Here is a 24,712-nt window from a genome sequence, read left to right on the forward strand (position 1 = left end):
TCCGGGTGCGGACACTAGGCTGAAGCGGAGAAGTGCCTGTACACGGGGATTCAGGCGACAACCGGGACGGGGATGCCCATGACACCGCCGGACGGCCCACGCCGCGCCGTGCTCCTCACCGTCGACGATGACCCGGGGGTCTCCCGGGCGGTGGCGCGTGACCTGCGGCGCCGCTACGGCGAGAGGTACCGCGTGGTGCGCGCGGAGTCCGGCGACGCCGCCATGGACGCGCTGCGCCAGATGAAGCTGCGCGGCGACCTGGTGGCGGTGATCCTCGCCGACTACCGGATGCCGGACATGAACGGCATCGAGTTCCTGGAACGGGCCATGGACGTCTACCCGGGGGCCCGCCGGATCCTGCTCACCGCCTACGCCGACACCGGCGCGGCCATCGACGCGATCAACGTGGTCGACCTGGACCACTACCTGCTCAAGCCGTGGGACCCGCCGGAGGAGAAGCTCTATCCGGTGGTCGACGCGCTGCTGGAGAGCTGGCTCGCCTCGGACCACCGGCCGGTGCCGGAGACCAAGGTGGTCGGCCATCGCTGGTCGGCCCGGTCCTCCGGGGTCCGCGAGTTCCTCGCCCGCAACCAGATCCCGTACCGCTGGTACCTGTCCGACCAGCCGGAGGGCACCCGGCTGCTGGCCGCCGCCGGCTGCGACGGGTTGCGGCTGCCGCTGGTCATCGCGCCGGGCGGCGAGGTGATGGTCGAGCCGACCGACCAGGACCTGGCGACCCGGGTGGGCCTGTCCACCACCGCGGCCGAGGAGTTCTACGACCTGGTGGTGATCGGCGGCGGCCCGGCGGGGCTGGGCGCCGCGGTGTACGGGGCGTCGGAAGGGCTGCGCACGGTGCTGGTGGAGCGCACCGCGACCGGCGGCCAGGCCGGGCAGAGCGCCCGGATCGAGAACTACCTGGGCTTCCCCGACGGCGTGTCAGGGGCGCAGCTCACCGACCGGGCCCGCCGCCAGGCCACCAGGTTCGGCGCGGAGATCCTCACCGCGTGCGAGGTCACCGGCCTGGAGGTGGGCGGCCCCGCGCGGACCGTACGGTTCGCCGACGGCTCCGCGATCACCGCGCAGAGCGTGCTGCTGACGACCGGTGTCGCCTACCGCAGGCTGGACGTGCCGGGCGTGGACGAGCTGACCGGCCGCGGCATCTACTACGGCTCGGCGCTGACCGAGGCCGCGGGCTGCGAGGACCAGGACGTCTACATCGTCGGCGGGGCCAACTCCGCGGGCCAGGCGGCCGTCTACCTCTCGCGCAACGCCAAGTCCGTGACGCTGCTCGTCCGCGGCGGGTCGCTGGAGGCGTCCATGTCGCACTACCTGATCGAGCAGATCGCCGCGATACCGAAGATCACGGTCCGCACCGGCACCGAGGTCTCGGCCGTGCACGGCAGCGACCACCTGGAGGGCCTGGCGCTGCGGGAGCGGGCCAGCGGCCGCACCGAACTGGTCGACGCGCAGCGGATGTTCGTCTTCATCGGCGCCGCGCCGCGCACCGACTGGCTGGACGGCGTGGTGCACCGCGACCGGCACGGCTTCGTGCTGACCGGTCCCGACCTGCACTCGGAGAGCGGGGTGCCGGCCGGCTGGGAGCCGGACCGGCCGCCGTACCACCTGGAGACCAGCGTGCCCGGCGTGTTCGCCGCGGGCGACGTGCGCTCGGAGTCCGCCAAGCGGGTGGCCTCCGCCGTCGGTGAGGGCGCCATGGCCGTGATGCTGGTGCACCGATACCTGGAGGGGCTGTGACCGTCCGACCGCCGCTGTGCGACCCCGACGAGCTGCGCACCCTGTTCCTCTTCGAGAAGCTCCAGCCCGAGCAGCTCGCGCAGCTGTGCCGGGCCGGGCGGACGGAGGTGGTGGAGCCGGGCCCGGTGTACGCCGAGGGCGAGGACGCCACGTGCTTCTACGTCCTGCTGGAGGGCACCCTGGTGACCTCGCGGCGGGTCGGCGCGGACGACGTGGAGATCAACAGGACCTCGCAGCGCGGGGTGTACGCCGGCGCGTTCCAGGCGTACCTCGGCGACCGGGTGCCGCAGCTCTACACCAACTCGATGCGGGTGACCGAGCCGTCGCGCTTCTTCGTGCTGACCGCCGCCGAGTTCGCGCGGATCGTGCACGAGTGGTTCCCGATGGCCGTGCACCTGCTGGAGGGGCTGTTCTTCGGCAACCAGCAGTTCCAGCAGCGGGTCAGCCAGCGGGAGCGGCTGCTGGCGCTGGGCTCGCTGTCCGCGGGGCTGACGCATGAGCTGAACAACCCGGCCGCCGCGTCGCTGCGGGCCACCGCCGCGCTGCGCGAGCGGGTCGCGGGGATGCGGCACAAGCTGAAGATCCTGGCCGGCGGCCCGTACCGGCAGGCCGACCTGGACGCCCTGGTGGGCATCCAGGAGCGGGCGGCGGAACGGGTGGCGAAGGCGGAGCAGCTGAGCCCGCTGGACGCCTCCGACCAGGAGGACGCGGTCTCCGACTGGCTGGAGGACCACGGCATCAGGGAGAGCTGGGTGCTGGCGCCGGTGTTCGTGCAGGCGGGGCTCGACGAGGAGTGGCTCGACCAGGTCGCGGCGGCGGTCGAGGAGGAGCTGCTGGAGAGCGCCCTGCGCTGGCTGAACTACACGGTCGAGACCGAGCTGCTGATGAACGAGATCGAGGACTCCACCTCCCGCATCTCCGGCCTGGTCAACGCGGCCCGCCAGTACTCGCAGCTGGACCGGGCCCCCTACCAGGTGGTCGACGTGCACGAACTGCTGGAGAGCACGCTGCAGATGCTCGGCGGGAAGTTCGGCTCCGGGGTGGAGGTGGTCAGGGAGTTCGACCACACGCTGCCCAGGATCCCGGCCTACCCGGGCGAGCTGAACCAGGTGTGGACGAACCTGATCGACAACGCGGTCGCCGCGATGGACGGCTCGGGGACGCTCACCGTGCGCACCTCCGGTGACCACGGCAGGCTGGTGGTGGACTTCCTGGACACCGGCCCCGGCGTGCCGCCGGAGATCCGCAGCCGGATCTTCGAGCCCTTCTTCACCACCAAGCCGGTGGGCCAGGGCACCGGTCTCGGCCTGGACATCTCCTGGCGCATCGTGGTCAACAAGCACCACGGCGACCTGGAGGTCGAGTCCCAGCCGGGAAACACCCGTTTCCGGGTGCGGCTGCCGCTCACCGCGGCCGCCGACCCCGACGCCGAGGAGGCATCCGCATGACCTCGCTGAACACGCCGGACGAGACACCCGGCGGCGCCGTCGCCATCGACCCGTCCGCCCAGCCCAGCGGCACCGGCTGCGTCGACTGCGACGACTCCGGCGGCTGGTGGTTCCACCTGCGGCGCTGCGCCAACTGCGGGCACATCGGCTGCTGCGACAGCTCGCCCGCGCAGCACGCGAGCGCCCACGCGCAGGCCAGCGGGCACCCGGTGATCCAGAGCTACGAGCCGGGCGAGGACTGGTTCTGGAACTACGTGACCGAGTCCTACGTGGAGGACGGCCCGGCCCTCACGCCGCCGACCGCCCACCCCTCGGTCCAGCCGGTGCCGGGTCCCGAGGGCCGGGTTCCCCCGGACTGGCAGAGCCACCTGCACTGAGCGCGGGCCCGCCGCCCCGACGCGACGCGCCCCCGGCCATCGGCCGGGGGCGCGTCGCGCACATGGTCCGGGCTCGGCGGCCGGGGCTCAGAGGCCGAACTCGCTCTTCACCGAGTACGCGCACTCGGTGTAGACGTAGCCGTACCGCAGCGTCTCGGAGTCGGCGGACGAACTCGAACCGCCCGGCGCGGCGGACCTGTGCATGAAGTACACCGTGCCCGGCGGCAGGCTGAGGGTCCGCTTCGGGTAGTGCTTGCCGTTGTCGCAGGCGGTCGCGCGGGCGGTGGTCTCATTGGAGTACGTCGTGCACCCACCGCAGGCGGGCAGTGTGAAGGTGCCGGTGACGGTACCGGTGTAGAGCACCACGATCGGGTGCGGGCTGTCGTTGCTGACCGTCACGTCGATGCCGCCGCCGGAGGCGAGGGTCGGCACGTGCTTGCCGGCCGCCGGGTTCTCCTTGGCGATCTCCGCGGCGATCGCGAACTTCTGCGCGAGGGCGCGGTGCCGGTCGTGCGGATAGGTCTTCACGAAGCCGTTGACGGTGTCGAGCGCGCTTGCGAAGTCACCGCTCCTGTACTGGTGCACCCCGCACGCGTACGTCGCGGACTCCACGTAACCGCCGGCCCGCCGGGAGTCCGCGGTCAGGGCGGTGGACTGTCCCGCGGCGTCGCCCGGCAGGTCGGCGGCGCGGGTGCCGAGCGCCTGCAGCCGGTCGGACGCCGCGCACGGGTCGCTGCCGCCGACCTTCCGGGCCGCGGCGGTGATGCCCGCGGCGACCGCGGGCTCGACCTTCGCGGCCGGCGCCGAGTGGGGGAAGGTGGTGAGCAGTTCGGCGAAGTCGTCCTCGCCGCCGTTGACGCCGGTGCCGCCGCCCGCGAGGTCGGCGGCGCCGCACTCGTAGAGCGAGGTGGCAAGCCGGTCGTCCGGCCAGCCGGCCAGCGAGCCGAGGTCCTTCGCCCCGTAGCTGCCGGGCACCGTCCGGAGGAACTTCAGCGGCGCTATCGCGTCGCAGAACCTCTGCTGGTCGTAGGGCGCGCCGATCGCCGTGTAGTACGCGGTCAGCCGGTCGGGCACGCGCTGGGCCGCCCGCGAGCCGGGGTGGTCGCGGTGCAGGTCGCGGTAGGTCGCCAGGGCGGTCCTGTAGTCGCCCTGCGCGGCGTCGAACGGCTTGGCCTTGGCGGCCTGGACCAGGGTGTCCGCCGCGGCCAGCCGGTCGAGCAGCATCTTCTGCGTCGCCTCGTCGCGCGCACTGTCGTAGGACGCGACGCCGCCGATCGGGGCGGCGAGCAGCACCAGGCCGAGGAGCACGGCGATCGGCGCCTTCGGCGGCCAGCTCAGCGGGGTCCGCAGCGCGCGCAGCGCGCCGTGCGCCGCCGCGAGGACCAGCACCGCCAGGTAGCCGGTGACCAGGCCGCGCGGCACCCCGTCCGGATCGGCCGGCAGCGCGTTGACCAGCAGCACGACGGTCGCCGCCCAGCACACCAGCATGGCGATCCACCGGCGCGTCAGGGCGTAACCGAGCCCGAGGCCGCTGAGGTTGAGCAACCCCACGGCCACCGGCCGCAGCGGGTCCGCGGGCCCCTTGGGGACGGCCGGCGGCTGCGGCGGCTGCGCCGGGAACGGCGGCTGCCCGGGATAGCCGTACCCCCCGGCCCCCGGCGCGTACGGCGACTGTGCGTACGCCGGCGGTGCCGGCGGTGCTCCGAACTCGCCCAACGGCGGCGCGACCGGCACCGCCTCCGCGGGAGCGGCGACGCTCGCGGCCTCAGCCGCACCACCCGCGCTCGGCGCCGAGGCCGGCACCGCGTCCGCGGTCCCCGCCGCGCCGGAGGCGGACTCCGCACCGCCCGCGCGCTGCGGCGCGGCCGGCACCGCGTCCGCGACGCGCACCTCATCCGCAGGAGCGGCACCCACCGCCTCCGCGGGAGCGGCGACGCTCGCGGCCTCAACCGCACCACCCGCCCTCGGCGCCGAAGCCGGCACCGCGTCCGCGGTCCCCGCCGCGCCGGAGGCGGACTCCGCACCGCCCGCGCGCTGCGGCGCGGCCGGCACCGCGTCCGCGACGCGCACCGCTCCCCGGGCCGGTGACGGGCTCGACGCCTCGTCCGCCTGCGCGGGCACGCTCGGCCGCGTCACCGGCGGAGCGTCCGCGACGTCCGCCGCGCCCCCCGGCGCGGGCACGCTCGGTGCGTCAGCCGGGCTCACCGGCGCCGCAGGCGCCCCCGCGCCGGGCGCCGCTCCGTCCTTCTCGTCCCACTCCACGGCGGCTTCCCCCCTCCTCGCGCAGCACGGGGTCCGCCCGCGGGCACCGGCCCGCGGGCGTCCGCGCGTATGGCGCGCATGAACAGCAAGACGCGCACCTTATCGAGCCGGCTCGCGCACCTGCCACTCGGTACCGGGCGTTGCCGGCCCCCTGCTCAGCCGCTGCTCCCGAGCATCTCCACCACTGCGAGCGAGGTGGAGGTGTCACCGGCGTCGGCGGTCACCACCAGCCGGTACCACCCGTAGGCGCCGGGGTGTGCAGACGGCTGGTGAAGACCCCACCGCTCCTGGTGTCCAGGGGTCGTCCGGTGGGCGCTGTCGGCGCTGCTCTGCGCGGCGGCCGCGCCCGGTCGTGCGAGGGCGCGGCCGCCGTTCCCAGCGGTCCGGTGACGGACCGTCAGGCGTTGCGCCCACTGAGCGCGTAGAGCGACATCCGGGTGTCGTCGGGAAGGGTGATCGAGACCGCCGTCCTGGTGGGGTCCAGCGGTACCGCCAGGTGCCACAGGCTGACCGCGACGCCGTCGGACGCGCCGTGGCCGTCATAGCGGCTGTCGCAGCGCACCGCGGTGTCCTCGCCGAGCCGCGGCCCGGAAGCCGCCCAGTCGGTCGACTTCAGCGCGACCGGCGCGGTGCTCCCGTCCGCGTAGTGCACGGTCGCGGTCCCGGTGACGTCCCCGTGGTGGGCGCTGAGCAGCACGTCGAGCGCGGAGTACGCGCGGGGCGTGAGCGCCACCGTCTGGCCGTGGGCGGTGGCGAAGTTGGCCGCGCCGCCGGTGGTGTCGGGGAAGTCGTAGGCGCGTCCGGCGAGGACACCGGTGCCGGGGGCGGGCAGCAGGTCGGCGGGGAAGCTGGTGCCGGTGCCGTCGAAGTCGCCGCCGGCGGTGGCGCCCGCGGCGGCGACGCCGTCCAGGTCGTACTGCGCCGAGAGGTCCTCGGGGCAGGAGCCGGTGGCGCCCTGGCAGGTGGCGGCGGTCACCGAGACCGGCACCGTCCTGGTGACCTGCGGGCCGCCGTTCTGCCGCACCCGCACGGTCAGCGGGTAGGTGCCGTCGGGGGTGCCCGCGGGCGCCGTGACGCGGACCGTCACCTGCTGGGTGGCGGGCACGCTGCCGGAGCGGACCCGGAGGGTCGCGGCCCGCGGGGTGGCGGTCAGCGGCGAGGGCGCGCTGACGGCGACGGACCCGGTGGCCGTGCCGGGCGCGGTGAGCACCGCCGAGACGGTCAGGTCCGCGGACGCGCCGCCGGCCAGCAGCCCCGGCGCGGCGGGCGAGACGCCCGCGGCGGTGCGCCGCTGGGTGTCGGGCACCCGGTCGAGCGCCGGCGGCGCCGCGGCGGCCGAGGTGCCCCACGAGGACGGGGTGGCGCCGAGGGTGAGCGCGATGTCCTTGCCGGCGCGGATGTCACCGGTGCTCAGGTAGGTGTTCCGCAGCTGCCGGCCGCCGAGCGTGGCGGACTGGATGTAGCGGGTGGTGTCGCTGCTGCCGGGCGCGGTGACGGTGAGCCGGCCGTGCGGGTAGGAGGCGCGGTCGAGCGTGAGGTCGACCCGGTCGAAGACGGGCGTGGACAGGCCCCACAGGTCGGTGCCGGGGCTCATCGGGTAGATGCCGATGGACGACAGCACCTGCCACGCGGACATGGTGCCGAGGTCGTCGTTGCCGGTCACCCCGTTGGGCGCGTCGGTGAACAGGGTGAGCGCGGCGTGCACCACGTCGGTGGTCTTCCACGGCTGCCCGGTGGACAGGTAGGTGTACGGGGCGCTGAGGTCCGGCTCGTTCTGCGGGTTGTACTTGTCCTGGTTGTAGTAGGAGTAGGGGCCGTTGACCCACACGGTGCGCGCGGTGCCGGCCGGGTCCTTCAGCAACTGGTCGTAGGCGAAGAAGGAGTCGAGCCGCGCGTTGGCCGCCGCGTTGCCGCCGATCAGGCCGACGATGCCGGGCACGTCCTGCGGCACCAGCCACATGTACTGCCACGAGGTGCCCTCGTGGAAGCCGACGCTGGAGGCGGGGTCGGACGGGCCGACGAAGACGCCGTCGGTGTCGCGGGCCCGGAAGAAGCCGGTGGCCGGGTCGAGGATGTTGCGGTAGTTCTGGCCGCGGGCCAGGTAGCGGCGGGCGTCGGCGGTGTGGCCGAGGGTCTGCGCCATGCCGCCCACCGCGGCGTCGGCGAGGGCGTATTCGAGGGTCGCGGACGGCCCGTGCTGGTAGTCGTTGTCGCCGGGCTTGCCGGGGTGCGCGGGGTCGTAGGGCACGAAGCCGCCCGCCAGGTACTCCTGGTCGGCCTGACGCACCGCGGACGGCGAGTCGGCCGGCGGGACGGTGTCCACGTGCTTCTTCAGCGCCCGGTACGCCTCCTCCTCGTGGCCCTTGAGCAGGCCCTGCCGCCAGGCGTCGACGAGGAAGGGGGTGACCGGGTCGCCGGTCATGATGTTGGTCTCCGCGGTGGCGTAGCCCCAGCGCGGCAGCGAGCCGCTCTGCTGGGCGACGCGCAGCAGCGACAGCGCCATGTCGCGGGACTCGCGCGGCGCCAGCAGCGAGAGCAGTTGCTGCTGGGTGCGGTAGGTGTCCCACAGCGACCAGTTCTGGTAGTACACCGAGCCGTCGCCCGCGTGCACCTTGCCGTCCCAGCCGGTGTAGCGGCCGTCCACGTCGCTGCCGATGTTGGGCGCGAGGAAGGAGCGGTACAGCGAGGAGTAGAAGGTGCGCTGCTGCTCGTCGGTGCCGCCGTGCACCCGGATCTGCGCGAGGCGGTCCTGCCATGCCTGCTTGGCGGCGGCCGCGGTGGCGTCGAAGGTGCCGGCGCCCTCGGCCGCGAGGTTCTTCGCGGCGCCGTCCGCGCCGACCCAGGACAGCGAGGTGACCGCGGTGACCGAGTGGTCCTGGGTGGCGTCGAAGCGCACGTACGCGCCGCCGAGTCCGGTCGAGGTGGAGGTGCGGCTGCCGGCGCTGACCGCGGCGCCGTTCCAGGTGCCGTACGAGGCGAAGGGCCGGTCGAACCTGGTCTCGGTGTACACGGTGTACGGCTTGGTGTCCTGGCAGAAGCCGCTGCCGGTGATGGCGGTGACGACCGTGCGGTCGTCCAGCACCGTCACGGTGCTCGACGTCACCTTGTGCAGCGCCTGGCCGGCGTCGAGCATCACGTTGGCCTGGTCGGTGGCCGGGAAGGTGTAGCGCTGCCAGCCGGTGCGGTCGGTGGCGCTCAGCTCGGCGGTGATGCCGGTGCCGAGCCGCACCTTGTAGTACCCGGGCGAGGCGGTCTCGTCGGCGTGGCTGAAGGTGGCCGCGTAGGCGGCGTCGTCGGTGGCGGTGACCGCGCCGGTGGTGGGCAGCACCGGCAGGTCGCCGCCCAGGCCGCAGCCGACGCCCGACAGGTGCACCGCGCTGAAGCCGCGGATGTGGTCCTGGTCGTAGTCGTAGCCGGTGTTGTGCCCGGTGTCGGGCGACAGCTGCACCATGCCGAACGGCACCGCGGCGCCGGGGTAGGTGTTGCCGTCGTTCTGGGTGCCGATGAAGGCGTCGACCAGGTGGGTGAGGTCGCCGGCGCCGGCGGTCGCCGGGGCGGCGCCGGACCGCGCCTGCGCGGGCAGCGCCGTCGCCCCCGCCGCGATCAGCGCGGCGGCCACCACCGCGACCGGAGCCCGCAGGCTTCGCATCCTTGGAGCCATCCTGTCCTCTACTCCTTTGACAACGTTGTCAGACAACATGTGCACCAGGTGGGGCCCGAGGGGCTGGTGACGCTGGACATGCCGATGGGACGTCAGGAATCCTGTCCTCCCCGCATCCCGGCGTCAATGGTGCGGCGCGAACAATCGCACCGCGGCGCGCCGCCCCGCTCCCCCAGGGGCTGAGCGGCCCGGCCCGGGAGGCGGTGGCCCTGGCGCCGCGCGCGGCCGCGCCCGACGGGCTGTCCGCGGACCAGGCGGTGCGGGCGGCCGTCGTCTCCCGGGCCGGGCCGCCGCCGTCCGGAGCAGCTGGTGGACGGCCGCCGCGCGGTGCGCGCACCGCGGTACGGGCAGGTCGGCCGCCCGGAGCTGTCGTACCGCCGGTCCCCGTGACGGCGTACGGCACGGAGGCGTGAAACCTGCGGCCGGGGTCCTGAAACGCCGCAGGGGCAGCGGCGTCAGGACCGCCCGCGCCGCGTACGCTCCCCGCATGAAAGACAGCGATTTCGTGCGCCGGGTGATCGGAGTCCTCACCGAGGCGAAGCAGATGCAGACCCTGCTGGAGGAGAACCCCGACCGGGAGGACGTGTCGGGCGACAACGTCCGGGCGCTGCTCAACGAGACGATGCCGACGATCGCGCTGCCCTCCGACGCCACCGCGGCCGAACTGGGCGAGGCGCTCAGCCTCCAGCTCGGTCCGGTGATCGAACGCCTCACCGGGGCCTTCTCGCTGATCTACCTTCAGCTGGCCGAGGTGCACGACGCGGGCCGTACCGACATCACCTCGGCCGAGGTGCTGCAGGACCTCGCGCTGCGCGCGGACAGCCTGTGGCCGGGCGACCCGGACGACCCCGACGGGCCGGGCACGGTCTAGGGACCGCCCGGCCCGTCCGGCCCGCCACGGGGTGCTGGGCGGGGTCAGGGGGTGACGGACAGCGCGAAGACGTGGATCGCGGACTGGTCCGGGAGGGTGACGGTGCGGACGGTCTTCCCGGCCGTCAGCGGCACCGTGTTGGTGAACACCCGGTAGCTGGTGCCGAAGTTGGCCGGGCCTCCCGGCGTGTCGCGGTGGTCGGTGGTGAGCGCGGTCTGCGCGCCGTAGTCGGTGGTCGTGGAGCAGCACCAGTTGGGGAAGCCGAGGGTGCCGGTGCTGGTGGTCCCGTCGGTGTAGGCGACCGTGACGGTGCCGGAGGTGAAGCCGGCCTCGGCGCCCAGGAAGGCGAGCGTGCTGCCCTGTCCGGTCAGCTGGACGGCCTGCCCGGCGGCGGCCACGTTGTCGGGGGTGCCGGGGGCTGCGTCCGGCCAGGTGAAGGTGTGGCCGTTGGCGGTGACGGTGGCACCGGGGGTCGCGCCCGCCTGGGCGAGCGCCTCGGCGGAGTAGCTGTCGCCGCCGCCGTCGAAGTCGCCGGGCGCGGTGTCGGCCTCCGCGGTCACGCCGACGTTGTCGAAGGCGGCGGCGAGCGTCGGGTAGGGCACCACGCTGGTGACGGTCAGCGGCCCCGCGACCGACGCCGCTCCCGCGGCGCCCGCCCGGTAGGAGGCCCTGGCGGTGATGGTGGAGACGGTGGTGCCGGGCGCGGCCTGCGGGGCGGTGAGCCGGACGGTGGCGGTGGCGGTGGCGCCGGGGCGGACACCGCCGAGCCGGGCGCGGGCCGGGCTCACCGTCCATCCGGCGGGGGCGGACAGCGACAGTGAGGCGTCCGACAGGCCGGTCGGCCCGAGGTCGGTCAGCCCGACGGTGTAGGTGCCGGGGTGTCCCGCGGTGCTGACGTCCCGCCAGGTGAGCGTGGTGGCCGGGGCGATGTCGTGGCCGCCGCCCGCGGTCACCCGGTAGATCACGGTGCCGTGCGGCGGCACGTCCGCGGCGATCGTGCCGCTGCTGCGCGTCACACCCTTGCCCACCAGGTCCTCCAGCACGAAGGACGAGCCGTGGCCGAGGCCCGCCGCGGCCGCGGTGGTGGTGACGGTCCGCGCGGCGGACGAGCGGTTGAACAGCGCCACCGCGCGTCCGCCGCCGGCCAGCGGCTTGGACAGCACGTCGTAGCCGTCGCCCTGCTGCACGACGCGGCCCTGCAGGCCGAGCCGGTCCTGGTCGACGGCGATGACGTCCTTGTTGCCGAGCACCGCGAGGGCGTCGGCGGACAGGTGGGTGAGGTCGGTGCTGGAGATCAGCGGCGCGGCCATCATCGACCACAGCGCCATCTGGCTCTGGATCTCGTCGCGGGTCAGCCCCGAGTCGCCGGCGAGCAGGAAGTCGGGGTCGTTCCAGCGGCCGGGGCGCTGCAGGTCCGCGAGGCCCACGTTGTAGTCGTAGTTGTACGTCAGCGAGTCCCACTTCTCGTGGCCGCTCGCCTGGCCGAGGGCGATGTCCGCGCCTTCCCGCCACAGGTTGCCGACCTGCGCGGACCAGCCGATGACCTGGTTCCAGTCGGGGCCGCCCTGGAAGTAGGCGGGCGCGGAGACCGAGAAGACCATCGGCCGCCCGGTGGCGAGCATCGCCCGGCTCCAGGCGGCGTACGTGTCGTGGTAGCTCTGCTCGTCGGTCTCGCCCGGCACGGTGGGCACGTTGCAGCCGTCGAGCTTGACGTAGTCGACGCCCCACCGGGCGAAGAGGTCGGCGTCCTGCTGCCAGTGGCCGAGCGACCCGGGGTAGCCGCCGCAGGTCTGCGTGCCGGCGTCCTCGTAGATGCCGAACTTCAGCCCCATGGCGTGCAGTCGGGCGCCCACCCAGTCCATGCCGTGCGGGAACTTGACCGGGTCGGAGACCAGGTCGCCCGCGGCGTCCCTGGACTGCGCCATCCAGCAGTCGTCGGTGGTCACCGTGTCGTACCCCTTGGCCGCCAGACCGCTGGTGACCAGGGCGCGGGCGTTGCCGAGGATGGTCTGCTCGTCGATGTCGCACTGGTAGTACGACCAGTCGTTCCAGCCCATCGGCGGGGTGGGGGCGTAGTTCGGGTACGGGGCCGTGGCGGCCGCGGGTGCGGCGGCCGGAGCCGCGGCGGGGGCGCCCGCGGCGGCTCCCGGGGCGGTGAGCAGGAGGGCGGTGCACGCGAGGGCGAGCGAGCCGCAGCCTGCCAGGGCGGTGCGCACGCGCCGTGCGAGGGATGGTGTCACGGGGGCAGCCTCACTGATCGGTCGGGCCGCCCTGGGGCGGCTGATCCAGAACCGTTGCAGGCACCATCTAGGCAGGGATGCGCAAAGTTGACAAGAGAAGGGCGAAAACACGCATGTGCAAGCAGGAACAATCACCGCGAAGCAGCCGGCTGACGCGTGCTCAGACGCGCTGGACCTCCACGCCCTGCGCGGTGAACCGCTCCACGATCTCCTCCGGCGCCTCCCGGTCGGTGATCAGCACCGAGATCTCCGCGACGTCGCAGACCTGGGCGAAGGCCCTGCGGCCCAGCTTGGTGGCGTCGGCGACCACGATGACCTTCTCGGCCCGCTCGGCCATCGCCCGGTTGGCGCTGGCCTCGCCCTCGTCGTGGGTGGCCGCGCCGAACCGCGGGTCGACGGCGTTGACGCCGAGGATCGCGTAGTCGAGCGAGATGGCCTGCAGCACCATGGTGGCCAGCGGGCCGGTCAGCTCGTAGGAGTTGGGGCGGGCCACCCCCCCGGTGACCACGGTCTTCACATACGGCCGGACCGCCAGCTCGTTGGCGATGTTGATGGCGTTGGTGACGATGGTCAGCGCGGTGGCGGCGCCGCGGTCGGCGAGGTCCGCGCGGATCGCCAGCTCGCGGGCCACGTCCGAGGTGGTGGTGCCGCCGTTGACGCCGACCACCGCGCCGGGCGGGATCAGCGCGGCCGCGGCGCGCGCGATGCGGTGCTTCTCGTCGGCCTGGCGGGCTGCCTTGTACCGCAGCGGCAGGTCGTAGGCGACCCCGCTGAGCACCGCGCCGCCGCGGGTGCGGGTGAGCAGCTGCTGGCGGGCCAGCTCCTCCATGTCGCGGCGCACGGTGGCGGTGGACACGCCGAGCAGCTCCGCGGCCTCGCCGACCTCGATCCGTCCCTTGTCGCCGAGGACTTCGAGCAACCTCGTCCACCGCTCGTGGGACCCCATCGCCGCTCCGCTCTCCGTGTCCGCCTGCCGGGAAGGCCCGAGCGTATCGCGCGACCGCGGGCGCGGCGCGCGCACAGCGGCACTGCGCACTCATGACGCAAGAGGCGTCCAGCAGTCAGTTTCGCGCTCGTCGGCGCACCGGCGCGCAGCCGCGTGCGTGCACGCCGCACGGGTGGGCGCCCGCCCCGGCCCGCAGGCCGTGGAGGACGCCGCACCCGTGTGCCGGCCGGGACCCGCCCGGCGGCTCGTCAGGTGGCCCGTCGGGTGGCGTCAGGCGGTCGCCACCGCGAAGACGTGCATGTCGCCGCCGCTGGTGGTGGCCGGCAGGGTCACACGGGCCAGCTGCTTGCCCGCCTGCAGCGCGATCGGCGCGGTCGCGAACACCTCCGTGCCCACCGGGTCGACCGAGTCGCCCATGACGTCGCGGTAGGTGGTGTGCACCGCCACCACGTTGCCGAAGGACGGCTGGTCGCCGCCCCCGCCGAGGGTCCAGTCGCTGAAGCCGATCTGGGCCTGCTCGGTGCTGCCGTCGGTGTACGTGAGCGTGACCGTCCCCGAGCTCGGCCCGTCGCTGGCGCTGCCGAGCAGGCTGAGCGCGGTGTGGCCGGCCGACGTCGCCGACACGTCGAGGACCTGGTCGCCGCCGCCCACCTGGATGTTGTCGGGCGCACCCGGCGTCACCCGGGGCCAGGAGAAGTCGAAGCCCGCGGCGGACACCGTCCCGCCGGGCGAAGCGCCGGCGGCGGCGAGCGCCTTGGCGGAGTAGCTCCAGCCGCCTCCGTCGAAGTTCGCCGCCGGGGCGGCGTCGTCCGCGGAGATGCCCTCGTTGTTCACGTACCAGGTCACGGTGCCCTTCACCCCGACCGTCACCGACAGCCACGCCCGGGGCTCGGTGCCGCCGCCCGCGGAGGTGAGGGTCAACGGCACCGCGTAGACGCCCGCCTTGGCGTCCGCGGCCGCGGCGACCGACAGCCTGGCGGTCGCGGGAGCGCCCGCACGGACCGTGACGTCGCCGCTCGACGGCGTCAGCGTGATGCCGGCCGGGGCGGCGGCGCTCCAGCGCACCCGCACCCTGCCGTCCTGGATCGTGGAGACCTTCACCGACGCGTCCGCGCTGTGCCCCGGCTCGACCTTGACGGAACCGGGGTCGGCGGCGGCGGAGAACGGCGCCTCACCGTCGCGGAAGGACGGCGGCGCGTCCTTGGCGGAGCTGCCCCACGCGGTGTCGGGCGTGCTGCCGAGCGTGTACTCCAGGGTGCCGCCGTGCGTGGCGAACGACGCCGGGACCCACGGCTTGCCGGACTTCCTGCCGTCGACCCGCAGCCCCTGCACGTAGATGTTCGTGGCGGACGCCTGGGGCGCCTCGATCCTGATGGTCTTTCCCAGCCCGGTGCGGATCGTCACGTGCGGGAACACCGGCGCGGACAGCACCAGGTCGGCCCGGCTGGGCACCTGCGGGTACATGCCGAGCGCGGAGAAGACGTACCAGCTCGACATCGTGCCGGCGTCGTCGTTGCCGGGGATGCCGCCCGGGGTGTTCGTCCACAGCCCGTCGGTCTCCGCCCGCACGGTCTGCTGCGTCTTGTACGGCGCGCCCAGGTAGTCGTACAGGTAGGGCGCGTTGATGTCCGGCTCGTTGGTCGGGTCGTAGCGGGTCGCGTCGGCGGCGGAGAAGTCGAAGCTGCCGTCCGGCGCGTGGAAGAAGGCGTCCAGGCGGTCGACGGCCGCCTTGTTCCCGCCCATCGCCTGCGCCAGGCCCGCCACGTCGGAGTAGACCATCCAGCTGTAGCGGGCGCTGCTGCCCTCGACGAAGCCGTTGCCGGTGCCGGGGGTGAAGGAGGCGCCGGCCCACGAGCCGTCGGCGTCGCGGTCGCGCATGTAGCCGCCCTGCGCGGTGGCGCCGGGGTCGAAGACGTTCGTCCAGTTCCCCGCGCGGTCGCGGAACGCCCGCTGGTCCGCGTGGTCGCCGGTCTGCCCGGCCAGCTCGGAGATGCCGAAGTCGGTGGCCGCGTCCTCCAGCGTCTCGGCCGCGCCGCCCCAGCAGTGGCAGTCGTTCGACGGCACGTAGCCGAGCGACAGGTACTGGTCGAGGGCGGGCCGCTGGCCCACGCACTCGACGTTGCAGCCGGCGCTGCTCGCGTCGTCGGCGGTCGGCACGGTCGCGGCCTCGACCAGGGACTTCAGCGCGCCCTTGACGTCGAAGCCGCGACCGCCGAAGGCGTAGATCCCGGCGAGCGCGGCGTCGGAGGGGTCGCCCGACATGATGCTGGTCTTGCCGTTCTCCAGCAGCCAGCGGTCCCATTCGCCGCCGCGCTGCCGCGCGTAGTTGAAGAGGGACTGCGCGTAGTCGCTGCCGGTCTGCGGCTGCAGCAGCGTCAGCAGCTGGACCTGGGCGCGGTACTGGTCCCACCCGGAGAAGGTGCCGTACTGCGCGTGCTGGCCCCTGGCCAGGGTGTGCGCCTCCCGGTCGGCGCCCAGGTACTGGCCGTTGACGTCACTGGTGAGGGTGGGCTCCAGCATCGAGTGGTAGAGCGCGGTGTAGAAGGTGCTGCGCTGGTCGTCGCTGCCGCCGCCGACCTGGACCCGGCCCAGGGCGGCGCGCCACTGCGCGGCGGCCTGCGCGCGCACGGAGGCGAAGCTGCGGCTCGGCGGGTTCTCGGCGCTCAGGTTCGCCTCGGCGTTCTTCGCGCTGACGTAGGAGAGGGCCACCTTCATCTGCACGCGGCTCGTCCCGGCCGGGAAGGTCACGTACGCGCCGGAGCCCTTGCCCGCCGCCGCGTTGCCGCTGCTGCTGTAGCCGGTGCCGCCGGACGCCGCGGTGGACCCGGGGGTGAGCGTGCCGTCGGTCCAGGTGCCGCCCGCGGCGAAGGGCTGGTCGAAGTGCGCGGTGAAGTAGAGGGTGTAGACGTCGTGCCGGTTGTTGGCGCTCTGCGGGCCGCAGAAGTTGCCCGCGCTCACCGAACCGGTCACCGTGCGGGTCGCGGCGTCCACCGCGACGGAGGCCGCGCTGCTGCCGCTCTCGGAGTTGGACGTGCGCAGCAGCATGCTCGCCGGCTTGTCCGCGGGGAACCCGAACTCCCCGGTGCCGGTACGGGCGGTGGTGGTCAGCTCGGCCGACGCGCCGCTGGCCAGGCCGACCTTGTAGTAGCCGGCCTGCGCGGTCTCGTCGGTGTGCGAGAACGTGCTCGCGTACAGCGCGTCCTTGGTGTCCCCACTCGGCGACGACGTCACGTCGCCGACGTACGGCATGATCGGGATGTCGCCGTTCGCGCCCGAACAGCCCACGCCGTTCAGGTGGGTGAGGCTGAAGCCGCGGATCTTCGTGGCGTCGTACCGGTAGCCGCCGGGGGCGGGCGTGGAGAACTGGTTGCCCGTCGAGTTCTGCGGGCTCCAGGCGAGCATGCCGAACGGGACGACGGCGCCGGGGTAGGTGTTCCCCGCGTTCGACGTGCCGATCAGCGGATTGACGTACGGGACGGGGTCACTGACGGCGGAGTCCGAGGCCGCGGACGCGGGCCCGGCCCCCAGTCCCGCGCTCAGCGCCGCGGTGGCCAGCGCCGTCAACGCGGCGGCGGCTGCCCGCCGCAAGGATCTGTGCGACACCATTCTGCCCTTCGTGCGGAGGCGTGCGTGTTGCTCGACAACGGTGACCACGTCCGACGACGACCGGCCGGAACCGGCGGCGGAGCGACGAAGACAACGTTGTCTAAATCGCGTTGACTCTCCCCTGCTTCCCCGGGCATGTCAAGAGCCCCCGGAGTCACTCCCGTTCGGCGCGGGGCCGCGCCGGGGGCCCGCCGGCCCCGCCGCGCGGCCCGCCCCCTCACCCCACCCCGCGCAGCAGGTCCACCAGTTCGCGCGGCAGTCCGTGGGTGTCGTGCAGGTAGTGGTACTCCTCCTCGCCCAGCGGTCCGGCGAAGCGCCGGCGGGACAGCACCCGGCGGCCGCGGTCGAGCATGCCGGTGAAGCGGCGTTCCTCGTCCACCAGCAGGTCGCGCACCTCATCGGCGCGCCGCGGCGGACAGGGCAGGCCGAAGTGGACGAGGGTGTGCTCGATCGGGCCGCCGGGCAGGTCGGCGAGCGTACGGCGCGGGCGCCCGTCCGTACCCTCGCCGGCGCGGTCGTCCTGCCGGAGCAGGGTCAGGACGCGGCGCAGCAGCCGGCGCAGCACGTAGCCGCGGCCGGTGCCCGAGGGGGTGACGCCGTCGCCGGCCACGACGACGGCGGAGCGCAGGTGGTCGGCGGCGATCCGCAGCCGGGCGCCGTCCAGGTCCCACAGGGCGGGCAGGGCGCGCGTCCAGGGTTCGAAGAGGTCGGACTCGAAGACCGAGCAGTCACCGCGCAGCACCATGGCGAGCCGTTCCAGGCCCATACCGGTGTCGATGCTGTGACGGGGCAGCGGCCGCAGGGTGTTGTCGTCCAGCCGGCGGTAGCGCATGTGGACGTGGTTCCAGACCTCGACCCAGCGGTCGTCGCTCTGCGGGGTGTTCCGCGGCGGCCCGACGCCGGTCCACACGAAGATCTCGGAGTCCGGTCCGCACGGTCCGGTGGGGCCGTTGGACCACCAGTTGTCCTCCCGGGTGAGTTCGACCGGCACGCCCAGGTCGCGCCAGGTGTCGAGGGACTCGGTGTCGGGCCCGAGCTGGTCGTCGCCGCCGAAGACGGTGGCGTGCAGCAGCCCGGGGTGAACGCCGTAGACGCCGGTGAGCAGTTCGTGGCCGAGCCGCAGCGTGCGGTCCATGCCGTAGTCGCCGAGCGACCAGGAGCCGAGCATCTCGAAGACGGTGAGGTGGGTGGCGTCGCCGACCTCCTCCAGGTCGGTGGTGCGCAGGCAGCGCTGGACGCCGGTGAGCCTGTCGCCCAGCGGATGCGGGCGGCCCTCCAGGTAGGGGGTGAGGGGGTGCATCCCGGAGGTGGTGAAGAGCACGGGGTCGCCCGGAGGGCGCGGCAGCGGGGCGCCGGGGGTGATCCGGTGGCCGCGCTCGCGGAAGAAGTCGGTGAAGGCGGTGCGGGTCTGTTCGGTGTTCACGGCGGCGGGGCCTTTCGGTCTCGGCCGCGGCTGCCGGAGACGTCGCCCCGGGCGCCGCGCGCCGCTGCCCGCGGTGGGCGGGAGCGGGCGGCGCACCACCCGGCGATCCGTCTCCGGCCGCCGGGCTCTTCGCGGGGGAAGGGGTCAGGCAGCGGCAACCGGCGAGCTGGTCGCTCGCGCGGTCGCGGTGGTACGCCTGGTCCTCATGCTCCCCACGGTAGACGAGGCGGGGCGCCGGGCGCCCGCGCATTTCCGGCCCGACCCGCCCCTCAGGCCGGCTGCGCGCGCTCGCGGGAGGCGGTGATCTCCGCGTAGGCGGCGTCCTTGCCCTCCCAGTGGGAGCCTTCGACGGACTTGCCGGGCTCGAGGTCCTTGTAGACCTCGAAGAAGTGGGTGATCTCCAGCAGGTCGAAGCCGGGGACGTCGGCGATGTCCTGGAAGGCGGCGTAGCGCGGGTCGTGCGCGGGCACGCACAGGACCTTCTCGTCGGGACCCTTCTCGTCGCTCATCACGAACATGCCGATCGCCCGGCACTCGATCAGGCAGCCGGGGTAGGTCGGCTCGCCGCCCATGACGAGTGCGTCGAGCGGGTCGCCGTCGCGGCCGAGGGTGCCTTCCACGAACCCGTAGTCGGCGGGGTAGCGGGTGGCGGTGAAGAGCATCCGGTCGAGCCGGATGCGGTGGATGGTGTGGTCCATCTCGTACTTGTTCCGGGATCCCTGCGGGATCTCCACGATCACGTCGAACTCCATGGGTGCCTCCTCGGCCGGTGGCGGCTGCCCGCCGGTCCCCTACCCATCAAGGCGGCGGCGGCGCCGTACGGCAAGTGCGGCGCGCGGAGAATATCCATGGCCCGGCTATCGTTATACGGCTATCGTTGCCCGGCTATCGATTTACGCCGGCGTCATCCCGCCGGCGTCCTCTCCGGTCCCGCCGCGGGACCACGGCGGGACCGCCGCGGGACCACGGCCGACCAGGACCGACCAGCGAAGGAAGCTCCTCATGATCCTTGTCACCGGGGCCACCGGGACCATCGGCCGCACCCTCGTCCGCGAACTCGACGCGCGCGGTGCGCGGGTCCGCGCGCTGGTACGGGACCCCGCCCGCGCCGCGGACCTGCCGGCGCGGGCCGAACGCGCGGTGGCGGACCTGGACACGCCCGGCACACTGGCGGCCGCCTTCGCCGGCGCGGACCGGCTGTTCCTGCTCACCCCGGGGATCGGCACCCGGTACGCCGCGCACGCCGTGGCCGCCGCGCAGGCCGCGGGGGTGCGGCACATCGTGCTGCTGTCGTCGACCAACGTGCTCGGCGACCCGATGCCCGCGATGGGCCGCTGGCACCACGCACGCGAGGAGGCGGTCCGCGCCTGCGGCATACCCGCGACCGTGCTGCGGCCGTCCGGCTTCATGTCGAACGCCCTGGAGTGGGCGGCCGTCCTGCGTGAGGAGGGCTACGTGCCGGACCCCGTCGGCCCCGGCCGCCACGCCCCGGTGGACCCGGCCGACATCGCCGCGGTGGCCGCCGCGGTGCTGACCGAGGACGGCCACGCGGGCCGGGCGTACACGCTGACCGGACCCGACCTGCTGACCATCGCCGAGCAGGTGGCGGCGCTCGCGGCCGCGACCGGCCTGGACATGGCGGCCCGTCAGGCCGCCGACGCCCGCGAGGCGGTGCGCTCGCGCTTCCCGTCCGGCGCGCCCGCGGCGCTGGTGGACGCCCTGGTGGAGGGCTTCGCGCTGATGCGCGCGGACACCACGGGTCTGCGCACGGACACCGTCGAGCGCGTCACCGGGCGCGCGCCGCGGTCGTTCGCCGACTGGTGCGCGCGGCACGCCGAGGAGTTCCGCGAGGCGGTCACGGCGGCCTGACGCGCGGGGTCGGGCCGTACGGGGTCGGGCCGTACGAGGTCGGGCCGTACGAGCCCGATCGCACGGTCAGAGGCCGACGGCGCCGTCGATGCGCTCGCGGAGCAGGTCCGCGTGACCGTTGTGGCGCGCGTACTCCTCGATCATGTGGACCAGCACCCAGCGCAGCGAGACGGCGCCGCGCCATGTGTCGTGGCCGGTGACGTCGAGGTCGGGGGCGCGGGCGGCGAAGTCCTCGGCGAAGGCCACCTCCTCACGCCAGGCGCGCCACGCCTCGGCGGCGAGCGCGGGGTCGGCGGCGGCGCCGTCGAAGTCCTCGTCGGGGGCGGTGGGCCGGGAGAAGCGGAGCGGGGCGTCCTGGGCGGCCAGCACCTGCCGGAACCAGCGGCGCTCGACGTCGGCGAGGTGCCGTACCAGGCCGAGCAGCGACAGCGTCGACGGCGGCACCGAGCGGGCGGCCAACTCCGCTCCGAGGCCGAGGCACTTCAGCTCCAGGGTGGCCCGCTGGGCGCGCAGGACACCGCCGACCACCTCGCGTTCTGCGCCGGTGGCGGGAGCGTCGAAGCGCCGGTCCGCCGCCGCGTCGCCGAAGATCTCCGCCCGTCTGCGCGGGCCGCCCGCCCTGCCGTCCTCGCCGCCGTCCGCACTCATCCGGCCATGCTCGGCGCGGCCGGGCCGCCCGCGCAAGATTTCCTCCGCGCCGTGCAACCCGGCCCGGCCCGGCGGGCGTACCTACGGGCGGACGTCCGTGCGGCGGCCGCTCACGGGGGCGGCCGCCGCTGGACCGGTACGCGGGCCCGGCGTACCGGGCCGTGCCCCACCGTCCGGCGAGCGCCGGACGGGCATGCCGTGAAGGAGAAGTCTCCGTGGCTCTCAGCCGCTTCCAGAAGATCGTCGCGACCGGCGCGGCCGCAGCGGCGATCGGCGGTACCGCCCTCAGCGCGTCCGCGTTCGCGTCCACCCCGGGCTCCGCTCGTCCCGCCGGCCGTCCGGCGGCCACCGCGCAGCACATGACCACCGCGCAGCACAAGACCACCGCGCAGCACATGACCACCGCGCAGCACACCACGGCCGTGCGGCAGTCGCCCGACGCCCGGCGCGCGGCCGCGGACGCGGACGCGCCGATCTCCCGTGTCGTCGGGCACGGCGGCGTCGACGGGCTGGCCTGGTCGGTGACGCTGGAGTTCTACCCGACCCTGCCCGCGGGCTTCCCCACCGGCGCCAAGCGCATGGGCGCGCCCATGACCGAGGCCACCGGGCTGCTCTGCCAGCGCATGGTGATCGGCGGGGTGCGGATCGACCACCAGGGCGGCCCGTGGAGCGACTGCGGTCCGGTGCAGGGCGCGCACGACCCGAGCGCGTCCGGCGAGGAGGGCCTGTGGGGCCTGCACGACAAGGGCACCTCCGGCAGCCGGCTGATGGTGGGCAACACCGCCGCGAACGTGGCGTACAGCGTGCTCACCTTCGCCGACGGCACCCGGGCCACCGGCCGCGCGGCCACCGTTCCGCACACCTCGTACCGGGCCTGGGCGGTGGCGATCCCCGACGGGGAGACCATCGCCACCGTCGACACGTTCGACGCCCGGCACCACCGCCTCAGCCACGAGACCGACTGGCGCTGACCTGCCGCCGGCGCCGCCGGAACCCGCGGCGCCGGACGGGAAGCCGAGAGCGGCAGCGGGCAGCGGGAAGCGGGCGGACCCGGCGGACCCGGGCGGGACGACATGACGAAGGGACGGGGACAGGCGCTCCGTGCAGCACCCTGACACCCTCACGGCAGGGGAAGGTCCGGCGGCCGACTTCAGCGGGTTCGTCGCCGCGCGCTGGCATGCCCTGGCGCGGACCGCGTATCTGCTGACCGGCGACTTCCACGAGGCGGAGGACCTGGTGCAGACGACGCTGGCCCGGGTCTACCCGCACTGGCACCGGGTGCGGCCGGAGACCGCCGAGCACTATGTGCGGCGTGCGCTGGTCAACACCTGCCGCAGCCGGCACCGCAAGCGCCGGGTCGTCCACCTGCTGCTCCCCTTCCTGCCGGAGGCGCTCGGCGCCGAGCAGGGCGGCGGCTCGCGCGCGGGCGAGGACCGGGACGTGCTGCTCGACGCGCTGGCCGATCTCCCCGACCGCCAGCGCGCCGTGGTCGTGCTGCGGTACTGGGACGATCTGCCGCTCGACGAGGTCGCGCAGGCGCTCGGCTGCTCGGTCGGTACGGTGAAGAGCCAGGCGTCGCGCGCGCTGGCCAAGCTCCGCGGCCACCCGGCCCTCGCCGGCCACCCGCTGGCCGCAGCGCATGGAGGTCACGGATGACGCCGCCCGCCCCGCCGCCCCCCGAGCCGACGCCGCCCCCCGGGCCGGCCGGCGGCGCCGATCCGGCCGAGGTGCTGCGCCGCGCGCTGTCCGGCACGGCGCGCGGCTACGCGCCGCCGCCCGCACCCGTCGGCCGGATCGTGGCAGCCGGCCGCGCGCGCCGGAGGCGGCGGCGCGCCGCGGTCGCGGCGGCGGTCGCCGCGGCGGTGGCGGTGGCCGTGGCCGTGCCGCTCGCGCGGTGGGGCGGCGGATCGCGGGCGCAGGCCCCCGCGTCGATCCCCCGTACCGCGACGAGGACCACGGAGGTGACGGTCAGGCCGCCGTACACCGCGGTGACCGGTCACGGCACGGTGGACGGCAGGCCGTGGACGGTGACGCTGGAGCTCTATCCGGACGCGCCGGCGGGGGCGCTCGGGCCGCGGGCGCAGCCGCGCGTGCCGGTGCTCTGCCGGCGGATGGTCATCGGCGGGGTCCGCGTCGACCACCAGGGCGGCCCGTGGACGGACTGCGAGCAGGTGAACGGCGTCCACGACCCCGACGCGACCGGCGACGAGGGACTGTGGGGCCTGCAGGACAAGGGTCTGACCGGCTCCCGGCTGCTGGTGTCGATGCCCGGTCCCGAGGTGTCGTACGCGGTGGTGACCTTCGACGACGGCACGCAGCACACTGCGCGTGCGGTGACCCTCCCGCACACCGGCTACCGGTCCTGGGCGGTGGCGATCCCGGACGCCGAGACCATCGCCTCCGTCGACGCCTACGACGCGCGGCACCACCGGCTCAGCCACGAGACCGACTGGAGCTGACCAGCGCCCGCGAGACCCGCCATGACCGCCGTGCCCGCCGCACCGGCAACGCCCGCCCCCTCCGCCCCTCCCGGCGCCGTCCTGCGCCCGGCGCGCGGCGCTCCGCGCGATTCGCCCGGTCCGCACCCGTGCGCGGGTTCACCGGCGGCGGTAGCGTCCTTGCATGGGATGGAAAGGCAGCGTCAACAGGTCGGTCGGCAGGTTCACCGGCTACGAACTGCGCCGCGCCGTGCCTCGCGCGCCACGCCCCGCGGGCGGTCCCGCCGCCACGCCGTCCGCCGTCGCCGCGGCGGCCGCGCCCGCCGCGGCCGATCCCGGTCCGAAACTGCCCGCCGACTACGACGACGAGGCCCGCGAGACCATCCGCGCCGTCCGGCCCTGGACCATGACCTCGCCCGAACGGCTCAACGCCCTGGTGCTCGCGGTCCGGTACGTCACCAGGCACCGCATACCCGGCGCGATCGTCGAGTGCGGGGTGTGGCGCGGCGGCAGCATGCAGGCGGCCGCCAGGACCCTGCTGTCGGCCGGGGACACCGGCCGCGACCTCTACCTCTTCGACACCTTCGAGGGCATGCCGCCGCCGACCGAGCGGGACCGGCGGCGCGACGGCGAGTCCGCCGCCGACCTGATGGCCCGCCAGGGCAGGGACCGCCCGATCTGGGCCGTGGCCACCCTGGAGGACGTGCGGCAGGGCTTCGAGCAGGTCCCCTACCCGCAGGAGCGGGTGCACTACGTGCGGGGCCGGGTGGAGGACACCGTCCCCGGCGGCGCTCCCGAACAGATCGCGATCCTGCGGCTGGACACCGACTGGTACGCCTCGACCCGGCACGAGCTGGAGCACCTCTATCCGCGGCTGGCGCCCGGCGGGGTGCTGCTGATCGACGACTACGGCTGGTGGCAGGGCTCGCGCGAGGCGGTCGACGAGTTCCTGGAGAAGACCGGGGCCCGGCTGCTGCTGCTGCGGATGGACGAGGGCCGGGTGGCCGTCAAGCCCTGAACCCGTCCGGCACGCCGCCTCCCGAGGCGCACCCCGTGAGATGCGTCACCGCGGACGCCAGGACCGCCTGCTCCCGGCCGCCGACTCGCGACGTGCGCTGCGACCTTACGTGCTTCATGCAACCGATGTGATCGGGTGGACGTCTGCGAC

The 24,712-nt window shown here is 74.5% G+C and carries 16 protein-coding genes and 1 pseudogene; 9 read left to right on the plus strand and 8 right to left on the minus strand.

The window, feature by feature from the left end; genetic code table 11:
• Nucleotides 1-78: 78 nt before the first annotated feature.
• The 3 genes from V2S66_RS10530 to V2S66_RS10540 are packed head-to-tail and all read left to right on the plus strand — an operon-like array spanning nucleotide 79 to nucleotide 3,580.
• Complete coding sequence (locus V2S66_RS10530) at nucleotides 79-1,755, plus strand: NAD(P)/FAD-dependent oxidoreductase (RefSeq protein ID WP_330794439.1); 1,677 nt, start codon at nucleotides 79-81, stop codon at nucleotides 1,753-1,755.
• Nucleotides 1,752-3,203 (plus strand): ATP-binding protein, encoded by a 1,452-nt coding sequence (locus tag V2S66_RS10535; protein ID WP_330794327.1) that lies wholly within the window; start codon nucleotides 1,752-1,754, stop codon nucleotides 3,201-3,203. The genes V2S66_RS10530 and V2S66_RS10535 overlap by 4 nt, the downstream gene beginning before the upstream one ends.
• On the plus strand, nucleotides 3,200-3,580 hold the full coding sequence (locus V2S66_RS10540) for a UBP-type zinc finger domain-containing protein (protein WP_330794328.1): 381 nt from the start codon (nucleotides 3,200-3,202) through the stop codon (nucleotides 3,578-3,580). Before V2S66_RS10535 ends, V2S66_RS10540 begins: the two co-directional genes overlap by 4 nt.
• Nucleotides 3,581-3,667: 87 nt before the next feature.
• Here V2S66_RS10540 and V2S66_RS10545 read toward each other — a convergent pair whose 3' ends face one another.
• A complete protein-coding gene (locus tag V2S66_RS10545) occupies nucleotides 3,668-5,716 on the minus strand; it encodes a hypothetical protein (protein WP_330794329.1) in 2,049 nt (682 codons plus the stop codon).
• Between the two features lie 1,438 nt (nucleotides 5,717-7,154).
• A pseudogene (locus V2S66_RS10550) lies at nucleotides 7,155-9,491 on the minus strand (GH92 family glycosyl hydrolase); the annotation flags it as partial.
• Between the two features lie 499 nt (nucleotides 9,492-9,990).
• Here V2S66_RS10550 and V2S66_RS10555 point away from each other — a divergent pair.
• Entirely contained in the window at nucleotides 9,991-10,374 is a 384-nt protein-coding gene (locus V2S66_RS10555; protein WP_330794330.1) for a hypothetical protein, read from the plus strand.
• 44 nt (nucleotides 10,375-10,418) lie between these two features.
• On the opposite strand, the gene V2S66_RS10560 is transcribed toward V2S66_RS10555, so the two are convergent.
• The 5 genes from V2S66_RS10560 to V2S66_RS10580 form a co-directional block, all read right to left on the minus strand.
• The gene (locus V2S66_RS10560) at nucleotides 10,419-12,614 is read right to left on the minus strand and encodes an NEW3 domain-containing protein (protein ID WP_330794331.1); all 2,196 of its coding nucleotides are present in this window, start codon (nucleotides 12,612-12,614) and stop codon (nucleotides 10,419-10,421) included.
• A gap of 160 nt (nucleotides 12,615-12,774) precedes the next feature.
• Nucleotides 12,775-13,560 (minus strand): DeoR/GlpR family DNA-binding transcription regulator, encoded by a 786-nt coding sequence (locus V2S66_RS10565; RefSeq protein WP_330794332.1) that lies wholly within the window; start codon nucleotides 13,558-13,560, stop codon nucleotides 12,775-12,777.
• A gap of 270 nt (nucleotides 13,561-13,830) precedes the next feature.
• On the minus strand, nucleotides 13,831-17,166 hold the full coding sequence (locus tag V2S66_RS10570; RefSeq protein WP_330794333.1) for a GH92 family glycosyl hydrolase: 3,336 nt from the start codon (nucleotides 17,164-17,166) through the stop codon (nucleotides 13,831-13,833).
• A gap of 217 nt (nucleotides 17,167-17,383) precedes the next feature.
• Nucleotides 17,384-18,589 carry an alanine--tRNA ligase-related protein gene (locus V2S66_RS10575; protein WP_330794334.1) on the minus strand — a complete coding sequence of 402 codons (1,206 nt, stop codon included), beginning with the start codon at nucleotides 18,587-18,589 and terminating at the stop codon, nucleotides 17,384-17,386.
• 269 nt (nucleotides 18,590-18,858) lie between these two features.
• Complete coding sequence (locus V2S66_RS10580; RefSeq protein ID WP_330794335.1) at nucleotides 18,859-19,341, minus strand: inorganic diphosphatase; 483 nt, start codon at nucleotides 19,339-19,341, stop codon at nucleotides 18,859-18,861.
• 250 nt (nucleotides 19,342-19,591) lie between these two features.
• Between V2S66_RS10580 and V2S66_RS10585 the strand changes: the two genes are divergently transcribed.
• On the plus strand, nucleotides 19,592-20,458 hold the full coding sequence (locus V2S66_RS10585) for an SDR family oxidoreductase (RefSeq protein WP_330794336.1): 867 nt from the start codon (nucleotides 19,592-19,594) through the stop codon (nucleotides 20,456-20,458).
• Nucleotides 20,459-20,524: 66 nt separating this feature from the next.
• On the opposite strand, the gene V2S66_RS10590 is transcribed toward V2S66_RS10585, so the two are convergent.
• Entirely contained in the window at nucleotides 20,525-21,106 is a 582-nt protein-coding gene (locus V2S66_RS10590; RefSeq protein WP_330794337.1) for a DinB family protein, read from the minus strand.
• A 215-nt stretch (nucleotides 21,107-21,321) separates the two neighbouring features.
• Here V2S66_RS10590 and V2S66_RS10595 point away from each other — a divergent pair, with 215 nt between their 5' ends.
• The 4 genes from V2S66_RS10595 (at nucleotide 21,322) to V2S66_RS10610 (ending at nucleotide 24,562) form a co-directional block, all read left to right on the plus strand.
• Complete coding sequence (locus tag V2S66_RS10595; protein WP_330794338.1) at nucleotides 21,322-22,077, plus strand: hypothetical protein; 756 nt, start codon at nucleotides 21,322-21,324, stop codon at nucleotides 22,075-22,077.
• 130 nt (nucleotides 22,078-22,207) lie between these two features.
• Nucleotides 22,208-22,762, plus strand: a complete 555-nt coding sequence (locus tag V2S66_RS10600; RefSeq protein WP_330794339.1) for a SigE family RNA polymerase sigma factor — start codon at nucleotides 22,208-22,210, stop codon at nucleotides 22,760-22,762.
• Entirely contained in the window at nucleotides 22,759-23,565 is an 807-nt protein-coding gene (locus V2S66_RS10605) for a hypothetical protein (protein WP_330794340.1), read from the plus strand. The genes V2S66_RS10600 and V2S66_RS10605 overlap by 4 nt, the downstream gene beginning before the upstream one ends.
• A gap of 163 nt (nucleotides 23,566-23,728) precedes the next feature.
• Nucleotides 23,729-24,562, plus strand: a complete 834-nt coding sequence (locus tag V2S66_RS10610; RefSeq protein ID WP_330794341.1) for a TylF/MycF/NovP-related O-methyltransferase — start codon at nucleotides 23,729-23,731, stop codon at nucleotides 24,560-24,562.
• Nucleotides 24,563-24,712 lie beyond the last annotated feature (150 nt).

It is taken from the genome of Actinacidiphila polyblastidii (assembly GCF_036353415.1).
GTDB lineage: Bacteria > Actinomycetota > Actinomycetes > Streptomycetales > Streptomycetaceae > Actinacidiphila > Actinacidiphila polyblastidii.

Bases quoted from the DNA above. Each gene is read 5' to 3' on its own strand.
- V2S66_RS10530 (WP_330794439.1), top strand. From the start codon at position 79: ATGACACCGCCGGACGGCCCACGCCGCGCCGTGCTCCTCACCGTCGAC.
- V2S66_RS10540 (WP_330794328.1), top strand. From the start codon at position 3,200: ATGACCTCGCTGAACACGCCGGACGAGACACCCGGCGGCGCCGTCGCC.
- V2S66_RS10555 (WP_330794330.1), top strand. From the start codon at position 9,991: ATGAAAGACAGCGATTTCGTGCGCCGGGTGATCGGAGTCCTCACCGAG.
- V2S66_RS10565 (WP_330794332.1), bottom strand. From the start codon at position 13,560: ATGGGGTCCCACGAGCGGTGGACGAGGTTGCTCGAAGTCCTCGGCGAC.
- V2S66_RS10570 (WP_330794333.1), bottom strand. From the start codon at position 17,166: ATGGTGTCGCACAGATCCTTGCGGCGGGCAGCCGCCGCCGCGTTGACG.
- V2S66_RS10580 (WP_330794335.1), bottom strand. From the start codon at position 19,341: ATGGAGTTCGACGTGATCGTGGAGATCCCGCAGGGATCCCGGAACAAG.
- V2S66_RS10585 (WP_330794336.1), top strand. From the start codon at position 19,592: ATGATCCTTGTCACCGGGGCCACCGGGACCATCGGCCGCACCCTCGTC.
- V2S66_RS10590 (WP_330794337.1), bottom strand. From the start codon at position 21,106: ATGAGTGCGGACGGCGGCGAGGACGGCAGGGCGGGCGGCCCGCGCAGA.
- V2S66_RS10605 (WP_330794340.1), top strand. From the start codon at position 22,759: ATGACGCCGCCCGCCCCGCCGCCCCCCGAGCCGACGCCGCCCCCCGGG.
- V2S66_RS10610 (WP_330794341.1), top strand. From the start codon at position 23,729: ATGGGATGGAAAGGCAGCGTCAACAGGTCGGTCGGCAGGTTCACCGGC.